The organism is Sphingomonas sp. PvP055, assembly GCF_040546365.1.
Lineage (GTDB): Bacteria > Pseudomonadota > Alphaproteobacteria > Sphingomonadales > Sphingomonadaceae > Sphingomonas > Sphingomonas echinoides_A.
Window position 1 is genome coordinate 2,978,497 of record NZ_JBEPNS010000001.1, and the last position, 16,099, is coordinate 2,994,595.

13 protein-coding genes are annotated in these 16,099 nt (G+C 64.9%); 6 read left to right on the plus strand and 7 right to left on the minus strand.

The window, feature by feature from the left end:
• Positions 1–116: 116 nt before the first annotated feature.
• The 3 genes from ABIC16_RS14015 to ABIC16_RS14025 all read right to left on the minus strand — a co-directional run bounded on the left by ABIC16_RS14015 (position 117) and on the right by ABIC16_RS14025 (position 3,202).
• On the minus strand, positions 117–1,163 hold the full coding sequence (locus tag ABIC16_RS14015; RefSeq protein ID WP_354291563.1) for a homocysteine S-methyltransferase family protein: 1,047 nt from the start codon (positions 1,161–1,163) through the stop codon (positions 117–119).
• 135 nt (positions 1,164–1,298) lie between these two features.
• The gene (metF, locus tag ABIC16_RS14020) at positions 1,299–2,237 is read right to left on the minus strand and encodes a methylenetetrahydrofolate reductase [NAD(P)H] (protein WP_354291564.1); all 939 of its coding nucleotides are present in this window, start codon (positions 2,235–2,237) and stop codon (positions 1,299–1,301) included.
• A complete protein-coding gene (locus ABIC16_RS14025; RefSeq protein WP_354291565.1) occupies positions 2,234–3,202 on the minus strand; it encodes an ArsR/SmtB family transcription factor in 969 nt (322 codons plus the stop codon). Before ABIC16_RS14025 ends, metF begins: the two co-directional genes overlap by 4 nt.
• A gap of 176 nt (positions 3,203–3,378) precedes the next feature.
• On the opposite strand from ABIC16_RS14025, the gene ABIC16_RS14030 reads away from it, so the two are divergent.
• From ABIC16_RS14030 to ABIC16_RS14040, 3 genes are read left to right on the plus strand one after another with little or no spacing between them, the layout of a single operon-like run.
• The gene (locus tag ABIC16_RS14030; RefSeq protein ID WP_277968560.1) at positions 3,379–3,714 is read left to right on the plus strand and encodes a hypothetical protein; all 336 of its coding nucleotides are present in this window, start codon (positions 3,379–3,381) and stop codon (positions 3,712–3,714) included.
• Positions 3,714–3,923: a hypothetical protein gene (locus ABIC16_RS14035; RefSeq protein WP_277968561.1), complete on the plus strand. Its 210-nt coding sequence runs from the start codon at positions 3,714–3,716 to the stop codon at positions 3,921–3,923. Before ABIC16_RS14030 ends, ABIC16_RS14035 begins: the two co-directional genes overlap by 1 nt.
• Positions 3,920–4,870 carry an aldo/keto reductase gene (locus ABIC16_RS14040; RefSeq protein ID WP_354291566.1) on the plus strand — a complete coding sequence of 317 codons (951 nt, stop codon included), beginning with the start codon at positions 3,920–3,922 and terminating at the stop codon, positions 4,868–4,870. The genes ABIC16_RS14035 and ABIC16_RS14040 overlap by 4 nt, the downstream gene beginning before the upstream one ends.
• A gap of 46 nt (positions 4,871–4,916) precedes the next feature.
• Here ABIC16_RS14040 and ABIC16_RS14045 read toward each other — a convergent pair whose 3' ends face one another.
• The 3 genes from ABIC16_RS14045 to acnA form a co-directional block, all read right to left on the minus strand.
• Positions 4,917–6,512, minus strand: coding sequence for an isocitrate lyase (locus ABIC16_RS14045; protein ID WP_354291567.1), 1,596 nt, complete (start codon positions 6,510–6,512; stop codon positions 4,917–4,919).
• Positions 6,513–6,798: 286 nt separating this feature from the next.
• Positions 6,799–8,187, minus strand: coding sequence for a helix-turn-helix domain-containing protein (locus ABIC16_RS14050; protein WP_277968564.1), 1,389 nt, complete (start codon positions 8,185–8,187; stop codon positions 6,799–6,801).
• 410 nt (positions 8,188–8,597) lie between these two features.
• Positions 8,598–11,270 carry an aconitate hydratase AcnA gene (gene acnA / locus ABIC16_RS14055; RefSeq protein WP_354291568.1) on the minus strand — a complete coding sequence of 891 codons (2,673 nt, stop codon included), beginning with the start codon at positions 11,268–11,270 and terminating at the stop codon, positions 8,598–8,600.
• A gap of 410 nt (positions 11,271–11,680) precedes the next feature.
• Between acnA and ABIC16_RS14060 the strand changes: the two genes are divergently transcribed.
• From ABIC16_RS14060 to ABIC16_RS14070, 3 genes are all read left to right on the plus strand, one after another.
• On the plus strand, positions 11,681–12,664 hold the full coding sequence (locus ABIC16_RS14060; RefSeq protein ID WP_354291569.1) for a ferritin-like domain-containing protein: 984 nt from the start codon (positions 11,681–11,683) through the stop codon (positions 12,662–12,664).
• 40 nt (positions 12,665–12,704) lie between these two features.
• Complete coding sequence (locus ABIC16_RS14065; protein WP_354291570.1) at positions 12,705–13,721, plus strand: ferritin-like domain-containing protein; 1,017 nt, start codon at positions 12,705–12,707, stop codon at positions 13,719–13,721.
• A 156-nt stretch (positions 13,722–13,877) separates the two neighbouring features.
• Entirely contained in the window at positions 13,878–14,414 is a 537-nt protein-coding gene (locus ABIC16_RS14070) for a superoxide dismutase family protein (RefSeq protein ID WP_277968568.1), read from the plus strand.
• 35 nt (positions 14,415–14,449) lie between these two features.
• On the opposite strand, the gene ABIC16_RS14075 is transcribed toward ABIC16_RS14070, so the two are convergent.
• The gene (locus ABIC16_RS14075; RefSeq protein WP_354291571.1) at positions 14,450–16,021 is read right to left on the minus strand and encodes a spinster family MFS transporter; all 1,572 of its coding nucleotides are present in this window, start codon (positions 16,019–16,021) and stop codon (positions 14,450–14,452) included.
• Positions 16,022–16,099 lie beyond the last annotated feature (78 nt).

The window sequence follows — 16,099 nt, forward strand, 5'->3', positions numbered from 1 at the left end:
CGGGGAGAGGGTCGGGGAGAGGGGCAGTATCAAGCGCTGTCGCCCGATACTGCCCCTCTCCCCCGCTTCGCTTCGCTCGCTTGCCCTCTCCCCGCAAGCGGGGAGAGGGAGAAGCATTAGGTCGCCATCGTCATCGGCTCGAGCCCGGCAAGCCGCGTGACGACCGGCGGCACCGGCAGCGCACGCGGCGCAACCCCGCGCACCCCGTCCGCAATCGCCTTGATGTGCGCTGGCGTCGATCCGCAGCAGCCGCCGAGCACGTTGACCTGACCCGCGGTCGCCCACTCGCCGACCAGCCCGGCAGTCGTCGCGGGCATTTCGTCATATTCGCCAAGTTCATTGGGCAGCCCGGCGTTGGGATAGACCATGATCAGCGTGTCCGCGATGGCCGACAGCGTCCGAACGTGCGGCCGCAGCTGCTCCGCACCGAACGAACAGTTGAGTCCGATCGTCACCGGCTTGGCATGCCGCACCGCATGCCAGAACGCCTCGACCGTATGCCCCGACAGGTTGCGTCCGGACAGATCGGTCAGCGTCATCGACAGCATGATCGGCACGTCACGCCCGAGCGCCTCGCCTGCTTCCAGCGCCGCCATGATCGCGGCCTTGGCGTTGAGCGTATCGAACACCGTCTCGACCAGGATGAAGTCCGCCCCGCCCTCGATCAGCGCATCGGTCTGCTCGCGGTACACGCCCTTCAGATAATCGAAGTCGATCTCGCGGAAGCCCGGATCATTGACGTCGGGGCTGAGCGACAGCGTCTTGTTGGTCGGCCCGATCGCCCCTGCGACGAAGCGCGGGCGGCCGTCCTTCGCCTGATATTCGTCCGCCAGCGCCCGCGCGAGCTTCGCGCTCTCGACGTTGATCTCGCGCACCAGATGTTCGGCGGCATAATCGGCCTGGCTGATGCGGTTGGCCGAGAAGGTGTTGGTCTCGGCGATGTCCGCACCAGCCTCGAAATAGGCGCGGTGGATCGCTTCGGGCACTTCGCGCTTGGTCAGCGCGAGAATGTCGTTGTTGCCCTTCTGGTCCTTGGCGAGGCCGAGGTCGCCGGCATAGTCCGCCTCGGACAGCTTCCAGTTCTGGATCTCGGTCCCGAACGCGCCGTCGGTGATGAGGATGCGCTTGGCCGCCTCGGCAAGGAATGTTTCACGGATCGTCATACTACAGGTCCACTATCTAAAGCCCCTCCCCTTCAGGGGAGGGGTTGGGGGTGGGGAAGTGCCTCGCAGAGAGCGAAACCCCGCTGCACTGCCCCACCCCAACCCCTCCCCTAAAGGAGAGGGGCTAAGAAAAAATCAGGCCGCCGCTGCGTTCGCCACGGTCTTCGCCCGCAGCCCCAGCAAATGGCAGATCGCGAAACTCAACTCCGCACGGTTGAGCGTGTAGAAATGGAAATTTCGCACGTCGCCCGCATACAGCTTGCGGCACAGCTCCGCCGCCAGCGTCGCCGCGATCAGCCCGCGTGCGCCTGCATGAACCTCAAGCCCCTCGAACAGACGCCCCATCCACGCCGGCACCTCGGTGCCGCACATCGCAGACATCTTCACGATGCTCTGGAAATTGGTGACGGGCATGATCCCCGGCACCATCGGCGCATCGATCCCCGCCGCCGCCGCACGATCGCGAAAACGGAAAAACGTCTCGGGTTCGAAGAAGAATTGCGTGATCCCGCGCGTCGCGCCCGCGTCGAGCTTGCGCTTGAGATTGTCGAGATCGTCGCTGTGGCCCTGCGAATCCGGATGGCATTCGGGATAGGCCGCGACCGAAATCTCGAACGGATGGAGCCGCTTGAGCCCCGCCACCAGATCGGCGGCATTGGTATAGCCATCGGCATGCGGGACAAAGCCCCCCGCCCCCGGCGCATCCCCGCGAAGGGCCACGATATGCCGCACCCCCGCCGCCCAATATTGCTCGGCGATCTCGTCGATCTCGCCACGCGACGCCTCGACGCAGGTCAGATGCGCCGCAGCGGGCATGCTCGTCTCGCGCTCGATCCGCGCGACGGTCGCATGCGTCCGGTCGCGCGTCGTCCCGCCAGCGCCGTACGTCACCGAGACGAACTCGGGCGCGAAGGGTTCGAGCGTGCGCACCGTCTCCCATAGCGCCTCTTCCATCTTCTCGGTCTTGGGCGGGAAGAATTCGAACGACACCGCCGCATCGCCCGCGAGATCCGCGAACAGCGGCGCTTCGAGCGCGCGCCGCGCCTCCTCGAGCTGGTTTACCGAAATCGTCATGCCGCCATCGCCTCTTGTATTCCGGAACGTTCGGCATCGCGCTTGCGCGCCAGCCACAATTTGACCGTCAGTTCGCCACCCATCAGCGTTTCGGTGCGCACCGGGTCGAGCCCGGCCGCCGCGAACCACGTCGTCATCTGCTCGTCAGCGAAACCCAGTCGGGTATGCCCGTCCTGCGCGCGCAATTCCTCGCGGTCATGCGCCGCGAAGTCGGCGATCAGCAGCCGCCCCCCCACGTTGAGCACGCGTGCCGCTTCAGAAATCGCAGCGCCAGGCTGTTGCGCGAAATGCAGGACGTGATGGACGATCGCGACGTCCGCCGCGCGATCGGCCAGCGGCAGCGCATACAGATCCGCCTGCCGCAACTCGATGTTGGTGAGCCCCCGCTCGGACAATTTTGCACGCGCAAGCCGCAGCATTTCCGACGATCGATCGATCCCCAGCGCCTGCTCCGCCCGTCCGGCGAACAGTTCGAGCATTCGCCCGGTGCCCGTCCCGATATCGATCAACTGCCCGATCGGCGCATCGCCGACCACGGCAGAAATCGCCGCTTCGACTTCGCTTTCGGCGATATGGAGGGAGCGGATCGCGTCCCATTGGCCGGCATTCGCCTCGAACCAGCTCGCTGCAGACGCCGCCCGGTCCGCGCGAACCGCCGCCAGCCGCGCCGCATCCGCGACCGCCCAGTGATCGGGCGACAGCACGGCCCATTGGTCGAGCGCGCCCAGCACGGGACCGACCGTGGCCCCTTCCCCCAGCGCCACGAAAACCCAGCTGCCTTCTTTCCGCCGCTCGGCCAGCCCGGCGTCGCACAGGATCTTAACGTGGCGGGACACGCGCGGCTGGCTTTGCCCCAACACTTGCGCAAGCTCCCCGACGGAAAGCTCCATCGAGCGCAGCAACGCCACGATCCGCAAGCGCGTCGCGTCCGCCAGAGCGCGGAAGATATCGAGAGCGATGGTCATCTGGCAGCGACATATAAAGATATCTTTATATGCGGTCAACGACGACGATGGCTGCGCCGTGCGACTTTCGCAACGTATCGCGTCCCCGGGTCCGATCGTCCCGTCAGCGGACCTTTGCGCGATTGCGTGGGTTAGACCCCTTCGATACCTTAACCGATCCTATCACGGGAGCCTTTATGACAAAGTCCATCCTCCTCCTGCCGATCCTCGCCCTCGCCGCCGGCGGCATGTCGGCCTGCAGCGAAAAGGCACAAAACGACGCCAGCACCGCTGCAAACTCGATTGCGGGTGACGTCAACGAAACCGCCCGGAAGGCGCGCGACGATACCGACGCCGCGCTCAGCGACGCCGAGACACGGATGGACAATTTCGGCCAGGCGGCCGGTGAGAAAGCAGACCGGCTCGGCGACGACGCAGACCGGGCTGCAGACCGCCTCGGCGAAAAGGCCGACCGCGTGGGCGATCGCGCCGGTGCCGCTGCCCGCGATATCGGTAACGAGATCGACAACTGATGCGCTGGGGCGTCCTGTTGGTGGCAGCGCTGGTCAGCGCGTGTTCGGGCGGCACTCCTGCTGCCCGTAACGCGATGGCTGGAGAGGATTTGTCGCATAACACCGCCACCGTCCCACTCGACGCGAACAGTGCCGACATGAACGCCGCTGAAGTCGTCCCCGATGATGAGGGCGGCACCGAAGACGAATCTGGAGCCAAGCCGCAATGACCGAACACCGCCGCCTCGGCGCCACCGACCTCCGCATCGCGCCGCTCGTGCTGGGCGGCAACGTCTTTGGCTGGACCGCGGATCAGGCCACCAGCTTCGCCGTGCTAGACGCGTTCGTCGCGGGCGGTGGTACGATGATCGATACGGCCGACGTATATTCCGCCTGGGTACCCGGACATCAGGGCGGCGAGTCCGAGAGCATGATCGGCGCCTGGCTCAAGCAGAGCGGCAAGCGCGATCAGGTTCAGATTGCGACAAAGGTCGGGATGCTTCCTGGCGAGGGCGGCGAAAAGCTCGCCCCGGCGCGGATCGCGGCGGCGTGCGAGGCGTCTTTGCAGCGGCTCGGGGTCGACACGATCGACCTGTATTTCGCGCATCAGGACGATGAGTCGGTGTCGCAGGAGGACGTGCTCGCGGCGTTCGGGAAGCTGATCGATGCGGGCAAGATCCGCGCGTTGGGAGCGTCGAACTTCCACGCCAAGCGGCTGAAATCGGCAAACGATGCGGCTCGCGAGCATGGCCTGCCGCATTTCCATGTGCTTCAGCCCGAGTATAATCTCGTCAGTCGCAACAAGTTCGAAGGCGAACTGCAGTCCTATTGCGTCGAGAATAACATCGGGGTCGTGCCCTATTACGGGCTCGCCTCGGGGTTCCTCACCGGCAAGTATCGCAGCGCGGACGATTTCGGGAAGAGCGTGCGCGGTGGGCGGATGCAGGAACTTCTCGATGGCAACGGTCCTGCCGTGCTGGCGGCGATGGATTCGGTCGCCGAGGAAACCGGTGCCAGCCTCGCGCAGGTCGCACTGGCGTGGCTCAAGGAGCAGCCCGCGGTGACCGCGCCGATTGCCAGCGCCACGTCGGTGAAGCAGGTTGAGGATCTGCTTGGCGCCATGAACCTTGCGCTGACCACCGAGCAGCTGGACCGGCTGACGGCGGCGGGCGCGTAAACAGGTCCTCCCCTTCCCCGGCCTCCGCCGGGGAAGGGGTACCGTTTCAAGCAGCGAACTGGTTCATCGTGTTGTGTGCGCCGCCGGCCTTGAGGGCTGCCTCGCCCGCGAAATACTCCTTGTGGTCGTCGCCGATGTCGCTGCCCGACATGTTCTGGTGCTTGACGCAGGCGATCCCCTCGCGAATTTCCTTGCGCTGGACGCCCTTCACATAGCCGAGCATCCCCGCCTCGCCGAAATACTCGCGCGCGAGATTGTCGGTCGAGAGCGCGGCGGTGTGATAGGTCGGCAGCGTGATGAGGTGATGGAAGATCCCTGCGCGCGCCGCGGCATCGCGCTGGAACGTCCGGATCCGCTCGTCCGCCTCGTCCGCCAATTCGGTGCCGTCATAGTCGACCGACATCAGCTTCGCCCGGTCGTACGCCGACAGGTCGCGGGCTTCCGCGGCCCAGGCGTCGTAGACCTGCTGGCGGAAGTTGAGCGTCCAGTTGAATGAAGGCGAATTATTGTAGACCAGCTTGGCGTTGGGGATGACCTCTCGGATCCGGTCGACCATGCCCGCGATCTGTTCGATGTGCGGCTTCTCGGTCTCGATCCACAACAGGTCCGCGCCATGCTGGAGCGAGGTGATGCAATCGAGCACGCAGCGATCCTCACCCGATCCGGCGCGGAACTGGAACAGGTTGGAGGGCAGCCGCTTGGGGCGCAGCAGCTTGCCGTCACGGTTGAGGATGACGTCGCCGTTGCGTGCGGTTGAGGGGTCGATCTCCTCGCAATCGAGGAAGCCGTTATACTGGTCGCCGAGATCGCCCGGCGCCTTGGACACCGCGATCTGCTTGGTCAGCCCCGCCCCCAGCGAGTCGGTGCGGGTGACGATGATGCCGTCGTCGACGCCCAGCTCTAGGAAGGCATAGCGGCACGCGCGGACCTTCGCGAGGAAGTCCTCGTGCGGCACGGTGACCTTGCCGTCCTGATGGCCGCACTGCTTCTCGTCACTGACCTGATTCTCGATCTGAAGCGCGCAGGCGCCCGCCTCGATCATCTTCTTGGCGAGCAGATAGGTCGCCTCGGCATTGCCGAAGCCGGCGTCGATATCCGCAATGATTGGAACGACATGTGTCTGGTAATTCTCGACCGCGTTGAGCAGGCGCTGCTCCTCGATCGCATTGCCCGAAGCGCGCGCCGCATCGATGTCACGGAACATCATCCCGAGCTCGCGGGCGTCGGCCTGGCGCAAGAAAGTGTAGAGTTCCTCGATCAGCGCGGGGACGCTGGTCTTCTCGTGCATCGACTGGTCGGGCAACGGGCCGAACTCGCTGCGGAGCGCCGCGATCATCCAACCCGACAGGTACAGATAGCGCCGCTCGGTCGAGCCGAAGTGCTTCTTGATGCTGATCATCTTCTGCTGCCCGATGAACCCGTGCCAGCAGCCGAGCGACTGGGTGTAGTGCGCTGGATCGGCATCATAGGCCGCCATGTCGCGCCGCATGATTGCCGCCGTATAGCGCGCGATGTCGAGCCCGGTCTGGAACCGGTTCTGAAGCCGCATCCGCGCGACCGACTCGGCCGAGATGCCGTCCCAGGAGCCGTTGTGGCTGCGGATCAGCGCGTTGGTTTGAGCGATGCTGGACTGGTACGTCATCGAGGGCCTCACTGTGTAGCGATTTCCACGGAATAGCGTTCTTTACAGAAATTGAGACGGGAAACGTCCGAACTACAGCGTAGCGCCGTCAATCCTTCGCCAGGTTATTTGTAACGGTGTGATGTTGTTGACACCGCAGATGGTCGGAAAGTTAGGCGGAAACGCATCGTAATTTGGCCCCTCCCCCTTATCAAACGCGGCTGAGCACATCGGGGAGAGCCGTGCCCCACACCATAGAAAGACGCCGCGCTGTAGGACAGCACCGCCGGAAACGGGCGAGGTCGGCTCAGTCGCCGCCGAACGAGAAGCCGCTGATTCCGCGTTCCCGTTCGTTGACGATCAGCGCGCGACCCGATGGCGGCAGCGACCGTTGCGGGCACTGTCCGCGCCCACAGGCACGGCACCCCAGCCCGATCGGCGTCGCTTCCCCCGTCAGGTCGACGCCACGCGCCGCGGCAAGCGCGCCCGCATGCGCAGCGGCAACGCCGACCCCGACGACGAACTCCGCCGGCACCGTGCCATAACGCCGCCCTTGCGGGGTGACGGTACGCGCGATCGTGAACCAGCGCGATCCGTCCTCCAGCGCCACCAGTTGAACCGCCAGCGTTCCCGGACGCTCGAACGCTGCGTGGAGCCGCCATAGCGGACAGCGCGCCTCCGCCTCGGCAAGCGGCGATGCGCTCGCGCCCGAGAAACGCTTCGACGCCTGCCCCGCCCGGTCGATCCGCACCAGGAAGAACGGCAGCCCGCGTGCGCCAACGCGTTGCAGCGCGGTCATACGATGCGCGACCTGTTCGAACCCCGCGCCGAACCGGCGTTGCAGCAATTCAATGTCGTAGCCCGTCGCCTCGCATGCGCGCAGGAACCGGGCGTAGGGCATCATCAGTGCAGCGGCATAATAATTGGCGAGGTGGCGGCGATAGAGCCGCTCGGCCGCGCGGTCGGCAAATCCTGCGCCCTTGGCCAGTGCCTCGATCTCGTCGCGGGCTTCGATCTGCGCGAGTTGGACCGCGACGGCAAACGTCCGGCTGGCGGGATCGAGCATTTCCGACAATTGCACCTGTCGCGCATGGAGATCGGTGCGGCGGAGCAGTTCGGGCATCACATCGACCGGCAGGACGCGGATCGTCAGCTGATGCTTGACGCGCAACCGTTCCGAGATCGCGCCGTACAGATCGCCCGCGCCCATCCGCAATTCGTCCGCGAGCGCCTCCGCCGCGGCATCCAGGTCGGCGAAATGGCCGCGCCAACGCTCGATCTCGCGGCGAACCTCGCTGATCGGATCGACTGCGGCGGGATCGTCGGGCGTCCCGCCCGCGCGGATCCGGTCGAACGCACGCGCGAACGCTTCCGCGCCGCCGGGTGCGCCTGCGAGCCACTCCTCGATCTCGTTGCGGTCGATCTCGAGGTCGGCGAACATCGGGTCGGCCAATCTCCGCCGGAGCGCCGCCTCGCCGCCGCCGGGCTCGCCCGCCGCCAGCGCGCGGGGATCGAAGTCGAACGTTTCGGCCAGCTTGACCAGCAGCGTTGCCGACAGCGGTCGCTGGTTCTTCTCGACGAGGTTGAGATAGCTGGGGGAAATCGTCAGCACTTCGGCCATCGCGGCCTGGGTCAGTCCCGCCCCGCGCCGCAAGCGACGCACTGCGTGTCCGGCGAACAGCTTGCGATCGGCCATGTGTCCCTCCGTTCGTCAATACTTTACAAACGTACGTACGCTTGACCAGGGAAGTTTACAAGCCGACCGCGCTGCGATGCGATGCGCCGTTACGCTTACGAGATTCGCCGCCTAGGGACGGGTCTAGAAAGTTTCCTGGGGAGGAAAGGATGCCCGCCACACGCAAGTGTGGCGGGCATTTCCCGTTCTGGGGCAAGGCGTTACGTTCCGTACACAAGGGCTTCCCCGGTGAAGGCCGCTGTAACCGACCACTGCCGCCGCGATCGTCCGCCCACTCCGGGGCCCCGGCCGTCGCCGGGGAAGCGCCTGCCGTGAAAACGAGAGCCTTCACCAAGCACGAAGAAGGGGCAGGTTTCCCCGCCCCTTCTTCAACTCCGTAAAACCGGCGGGCCGGAGCCCGCCCGTCCCGCTTACGCGGCCAGCTTGCGCAGCACGTACTGCAGGATGCCGCCGTTGAGGAAGTACTCCAGCTCGTTGACGGTATCGATCCGGCAGCGCGTCATGAACGTCTCGACCGTGCCGTCGGCGCGCGTCATCGTCACTTCGACGTTCTGGCGCGGGCGGATTTCCGAGACCTTCATGATCGTGAAGCTCTCCGACCCGTCGAGCTTCAGCGTCTTGCGGTCGACGCCCTCAGCGAACTGCAGCGGCAGCACGCCCATGCCGACCAGGTTCGAGCGATGGATCCGCTCGAAGCTTTCGGTGATGACGACGCGGACGCCGAGCAAATTGGTGCCCTTCGCCGCCCAGTCGCGCGACGAGCCGGTGCCATATTCCTTGCCCGCAATGACGATCAGCGGAACGCCGTCTTCCTTGAAACGCATCGCCGCATCGTAGATCGGCATCGTCTCGCCCTTGTACGAGGACATGCCGCCTTCGACGCCCGGGACCATCTCGTTCTTGATGCGGATGTTGGCGAAGGTGCCGCGGACCATGACATTGTCGTTGCCGCGACGCGCGCCATAGCTGTTGAAGTCCGCACGCGCGACCTGACGCTCCATCAGCCACGCACCTGCGGGGCTGTCCGCCTTGATCGAGCCGGCGGGCGAGATGTGGTCGGTCGTGATCGAATCGCCGAGGATCGCGAGCGGGCGTGCCTCGATGATGTCCTGCACCGGTGCCGGGGTCATCGACATGCCCTCGAAATACGGCGGGTTGGCGATGTAGGTGGAGCTTGCCGGCCACGCATAGGTGTCCGACCCGTCGATATCGATCGCCTGCCACTTGGCATCGCCCGTGAAGACGCTGGCGTAGCGCGACTGGAACATGCCGCGGTCGATGTTGGCGTCCATCACTTCGCGGACTTCGGCATTCGTGGGCCAGATGTCCTTGAGGTACACATCCTCGCCCGCGGTCGACTGACCGATCGGCGTGGTGGTGAAGTCCTCGGTCACCGTGCCCTTGAGCGCATAAGCGACGACCAGCGGCGGCGAGGCCAGGAAGTTCGCGCGCACGTCGGCCGAGACGCGGCCTTCGAAGTTGCGGTTGCCCGACAGGACCGACGCCGCGACGATGTCGTTGCCGTTGATCGCCGCCGAGATCGCGGGGGCGAGCGGGCCCGAGTTGCCGATGCAGGTGGTGCAGCCATAACCGACAAGGTTGAAGCCGACCGCGTTGAGGTCGGTCGTGAGACCGGCCTTGTCGAGATAGTCGGTGACGACCTGCGAGCCTGGGGCAAGCGAGGTCTTGACCCACGGCTTGGGCTTGAGGCCCAGAGCGTTCGCCTTGCGCGCGACCAGCCCTGCGGCGACGAGCACCGATGGGTTGGAGGTGTTGGTGCAACTCGTGATCGCGGCGATCACGACGTCGCCGTCGCCGATATCATGGTCGCGGCCTTCGACGGGGACGCGAATGGCGTTCGAATGGCCATAGACCTTGGCGAGATCCGCGTTGAACGTATCGTCGACCTCGGTGAGGATGACCTTGTCCTGCGGACGCTTGGGACCGGCGAGCGACGGAACGACGTTCGCCATGTCGAGGCCGAGCGTGTCGGTGAAGACGGGGTCGGGCGCATCCGCCAGACGCCACATGCCCTGTGCCTTGGCATATGCCTCGGTGAGCGCAATCTGCTCTTCGCTGCGACCGGTGAGGCGCATGTAGTCGAGCGTTGCGTCATCGACCGGGAAGAAGCCGCAGGTCGCGCCATATTCGGGTGCCATGTTGGCGATCGTCGCACGGTCAGCGAGGCTGAGCGCATCGAGGCCCGGGCCGTAGAACTCGACGAAGCGGCCGACGACGCCCTTGGCGCGCAGCATCTGCGTGACGGTGAGCACGAGATCGGTCGCGGTGATGCCCTCGGCAAGTTCGCCGGTGAGCTTGAAGCCGACGACTTCGGGGATCAGCATCGAGACCGGCTGGCCGAGCATCGCGGCCTCAGCCTCGATCCCGCCGACGCCCCAACCGAGCACGCCGAGGCCGTTGACCATCGTGGTGTGGCTGTCGGTGCCGACGCAGGTGTCGGGGTATGCGATCGTCTTGCCGTCGGGCGCGGTCGAGGACCACACCGCCTGCGCGATGTTCTCGAGATTGACCTGGTGGCAGATGCCGGTGCCGGGGGGGACGACCTTGAAGTTGTCGAGCGCCTTGGAGCCCCACTTGAGGAACTCGTAGCGCTCGTTGTTGCGCTGATATTCGAGCTCGACGTTATCCTCGAACGCCTTTGGCGTGCCGAATTCGTCGACCATCACCGAGTGATCGATCACGAGGTGGACGGGGACGAGCGGGTTGATCTTGACCGGGTCGCCACCGAGCTTGGTGATCGCATCGCGCATCGCCGCGAGATCGACGACGCACGGCACGCCCGTAAAATCCTGCATCAGCACGCGCGCGGGGCGATACTGGACTTCGCGGTCCGATTTGCGCTCCTGCTGCCAGTCGATGATCGCCTGGAGATCCTCGGTGGTGACGGTGACGCCATCCTCGAAGCGCAACAGGTTCTCGAGCAGCACCTTCATCGAGAACGGCAGGCGGCTGATGTCGCCCAGCTTCTCGGCGGCGGTGGCGAGGCTGTAATAGTCATAAGAGGTGCCACCAACGTCGAGCGTGGTGCGCGTGCCGAGTGTATCCTGGCCAATGGCGGTCATGTGCAGCGGGTCCTTCCCTATGCGTCGGGCCGCGGCGGGGAGGCGAAACCATCAAGGCTCCGCGCGGGCGCGACCGACTGTGCGAATGCAAGAGTCGAGGTGCCCTTAGCAAGGGGGCTGCGCGGGGGAAAGGGCGCGTCTGCGTTCACCGTGGGTTCGCGCATACTCCGGGGAAAACCCGACACATTCTTTTACTACGCAGAAATACTAAGTAATTTTTTAACGGTCGTGCGTCCTTGGCCAGACACCGAGCGTAGCTGTGCCACGACGGGAGAGGGTTCGGTTCATGCGGTTCCGAGCACCGTCTGCGCGCGCCTTGGATTTCGGTTTTTGCCTTTGTTTTCAACGGCTTGGAACCATAACTCGATGTGCGGGTTAGCGAAGTACCATCCACAGGGAGGTCGAGTTCAATGACCGAAGATGTAAACCAGCAGTTGATCGAAGCGCTCGATCGGCGCGTAGAACGACGCAACGATCGTCGTGATTTCTTCAAATCCGCGTTCGGCGCTGCCGCCGTGGCGGGTCTCGCGGGCGGCGCCGCAATCGGCCTAGCGAGCCGTGCGGAAGCGCAAAGCGCACCAAGCGACGCCGACGTGCTCAACTTCGCGCTCAATCTCGAATATCTCGAGGCGCAATTCTACAGCTTTGCCGCCAACGGCACGGGCCTCGCCGCCAACATGCTGACCGGTCTCGGCACTCAGGGCGCGGTTACCGGCGGTCGCAAGGTGACGTTCAGTGACCCGATCGTCGCTGCCTACGCCAAGGAGATCGCAGGCGACGAGCTCGCGCACGTAACCTTTCTGCGCACGCAGCTCGGCACGTCGGCGATCGCGCAACCGGCGATCGACATCGACGTGACCCCGACCTCCGCCTTCAGCAACGCCGCACGGGCGGCCGGCCTGATCGGCGCTGGCGAGGCGTTCAACGTCTATGAGAACGACAACAACTTCCTGCTCGGCGCGTACATCTTCGAAGACGTCGGCGTCACGGCCTATAAGGGCGGCGCGACGCTGCTGACCAACAAGACGTATCTGGAAGCCGCAGCCGGCATCCTCGCGGTCGAGGCGTATCATGCCGCACTCGTTCGAACCGTACTGTACCGCAAGGGTGTCGACACGCCTGCGCTTCGCACGTCGGCGGACAAGATCTCGAACGCGCGGGACAGCCTCGACGGTACGACCGATCTCGATCAGGGTATTTCGACCGTCCAGATCAACGGTGGAGATGCATCCAACATCGTGCCACTCGACGAGAACGGTCTCGCGTTCTCGCGCACCGTCGCGCAAGTCCACAACATTGCGTACCTCACCAACGCGCGCGTGATGGCAGGCGGCTTCTTCCCCAACGGGACGAACAACCCGAACGCCGACCTGCGGTTCAGCGGCGCCAATTAAGCCGCTTTAGACATCACGCCTTCTCCAAGGGAGAGTAGCAATGGATACTACGAATATTTTGACGCAGGTGCTGGAGGCGAGTGACCGCCGCCGCGACGAGCGCCGCAACTTCCTTCGCGTCGCCGGTCAGGCGACGGTCGCAGCGGGCGGTCTTTCGCTGCTCGCCGCGTGCGATAACGGGCCGAAGGGCTTCAACCCGACGCCGACCCCGACGCCCACCCCTACCCCGACGCCGACCAGTGCGCCCGTTTCCGACGGGGATATTCTGAATTTCGCGCTCAATCTCGAATATCTCGAAGCGCAGTTCTACTCGTTCGCGGTGTACGGCACGGGTCTTCCCGCATCGCAAGTCACCGGTGTCGGAACGCAAGGCGCCGTAACCGGCGGCCGCAAGGTAACCTTCGAAGACCCGATCGTCGCACAATATGCGCGTGAGATCGCGGCAGACGAGATCGCGCATGTCGCCTACCTGCGTACAGCGCTCGGATCTGCGGCGGTGGCGATGCCGGCGATCAACATCGACGGCAGCGCGACGGGGGCGTTCACCGCAGCCGCGCGGGCGGCCGGTGTCGTCTCGTCGACGGGCGTGTTCGATCCGTACGCCAACGACAATGCGTTCCTGCTCGGCGCTTTCATCTTCGAGGACGTCGGCGTCAGCGCCTACAAGGGCGCCGCGCCGTTGCTGACGAGCAAGACCTATCTGGACGCCGCAGCGGGCATTCTGGCGGCAGAAGCGTATCACGCGGGTCTGATCCGCACGATCCTGTACGGCAAGGGCTTCGCCGCCGGCACGGCCACGGGTTCGATCTTCGATCAGGTTCGGATGATCAGTGACGCGCGAGACAGTCTGGATGGATCGGTCGAAGACGATCAGGGAATTGCCGGGGCGGACTCGTCGATTTCGAACATCGTTCCGACCGACGGCTCGGGTATCGCTTACAGCCGCAGTGCAGCGAATGTGCTGAACATCGTGTACCTTACCAAGTCTGCGACGGTAGGGGGGGGCTTCTTCCCCAATGGCGTGAACGGGTCGATCAAGACCAGCAACGCCAACTGATCGTATCTCCACCATGTCAGGCAATTGACATGGTGGAACCTTGCAAGGACCGTGCGACGATCGTCGCACGGTCCTTTTTTATGCAATTCCCGGCTCCGCTTGTCGCGCAATGCGTTACAGGGCAACACGTCCCCGACACATAACAGGAGATACCCCATGCGCGTACCGATCCTCGCTGCGGCAGCCTTGGCGACGCTCAGCCTCTCCGCCTGCGACAAGGCAGGTCCGAAGACCGGCGCCCCGATGGCGAACGGCGCCCGTGCCGTTGCCATGCTGCGAACCGCGGACGGCGCTGAAGTGGGCCGCGCAAGCGCGACCGAAGTCGGCGGTGGCCTTCGCCTCACGGTCGACGTGACCGGAATGCCCGCGGGCACCCACGGCGCGCATGTCCATACGGTCGGCAAGTGTGATGCCCCTGACTTTGCCAGCGCCGGCGGACATTGGAACCCGACGTCCACCAAGCACGGGTCGATGAACCCGCAGGGCCCACATGCGGGCGACCTGCCGAACCTCGTCGTCGGCACGAACGGTCGCGGGACGATCGGGATGGTTCTTCCCGGCGCGACGATGGCCGGGTTGCTCGACGCCGACGGGTCGGCGCTGGTCGTCCACGCCAACCCGGATGATCTGATGACCGACCCCTCGGGCAACAGCGGCGGGCGCGTTGCCTGCGGCGTATTCGCGGCGAGCTAAGGTTTCGCGGGGTGCGGGGGGCGAGCTGGTCTGGACTAGATGTCCTCGCCCGCCCCCCGCGCCCACGCCTCGCGTTGCGCCTCGGCATTCGGCACTAGCCGGTACGCCGCAAGGCCTGCTGCGATCGTGATTGGGGCAGCGCACAGCAGCGACAAAACCCCCACAGACAAGCTGCCGGAGAGCGTCGAGATTCGCCCTGCGAGATACGGCCCCATCGCTAATCCCAGCAGAGTCGTGCCAATAAAAAACGTCCCGGTCGCTGTTCCACGCATTCGCGGCAGAACGAGGTCTTGCATCGTTGCTCCAGCAGCCCCGAGCGCGGTGCTGGCGAAGATGCTCGACAAGAAGAAGCACGGGAAGAAGACTGCAGTGCTCGTCGCGGTAAACGCTCCGATGACGAACGGGATCGGCGCGATCGCGCCGAACAGGACGACGATCACGCGCCCCGCCGGATTCCGCCGCCGCAGCCGATCCGCCATCAGGCCGCCGAGCATAACCCCCAGAAATCCCGCGAGCGCACCGGTCGACCCGACCAGGAGCCCCGCCATCGCCGGCGACGTACCCAACGTCCGCATCACGAACGGCGCCGCCCAGAAACTGATCGCATAGGCCATGAACGCATTGAGGCCATAAGCCACGACGATGCACAGAAAGGCCGGATTACCGACGATCAACCGATACGTCGGCGGATCGCGACGCTTCAGCGCCGCCGCCCAGGAAAAGACCGCATACACCCCGATCCCTACGGCGATCCACTGTGGCCACGGCTCGCCGATCGCATGCAGGCCGAGCACGGCGGCAACGACGATCCCGAGGGCGAGGATGTTGGTCAGAAACGCCTGTACCCCGCCCCGTGCAGCGCCGATCAGCGTCAACGGTGGAAGGATCGTGAGCAATTCCGACAGGAATGCGCTGAATGGCGCCGGATGCCGCTCCGGTCGCGGCAGGCCTTCCACCGCACCACGGATCGGTTCGCGCAGCGTGGCGACGACCGCCGCGAGGATCAGGCCGGGAATGCCGACGATCATGAACGCGGCTTGCCAACCGTGCAGACCGAACGGCCCGCCGTCGGGATAGGCGTGGTTCCACCGCTGAACGATCAACCCGCCGACTCCGAGCGACAGCCCGCCCCCGACGTACAATCCGGACGAATAGATCGCGAGCGCGGTCGCGCGCAGGCGTTTCGGGAAATAATCCGAGATCAGCGAATAGGCCGAGGGACTCGCGGTCGCCTCCCCCACGCCCACGCCGATCCGCGCCCCGGCGAGCGCACCCCCGCTTTGTGCGAGCCCGGATGCCGCCGTCATCGCGGACCACAGCCCCAAACCGAGCGTCATCAGGCGGACCCGGTGCCACGTGTCCGCAAGCCGACCCAACGGAATGCCGAACAGGGAATAGAACACGCCGAATGCTGTCCCATACAGAAAGCCGAGATCCTCATCCTTCAAATTGAGATCACGCTTGATGTCTTCCGCGAGGATCGAGATGATCTGCCGATCGACGAAATTGAGCACGTAGACGAGGAACAGGATCCCGAGCACCAGCCACGCATAACGGGAAACGCGGGCCGTTTCGGGCGAATCCGCGATGGCCGGGCCGGTATGCATTGGGTGTGCTCCTCTCGAACTTTTGTTCTTGTACGAAGCGTAGCAGAGCATACCGCGATTACGAAAGCGATTTAGCAA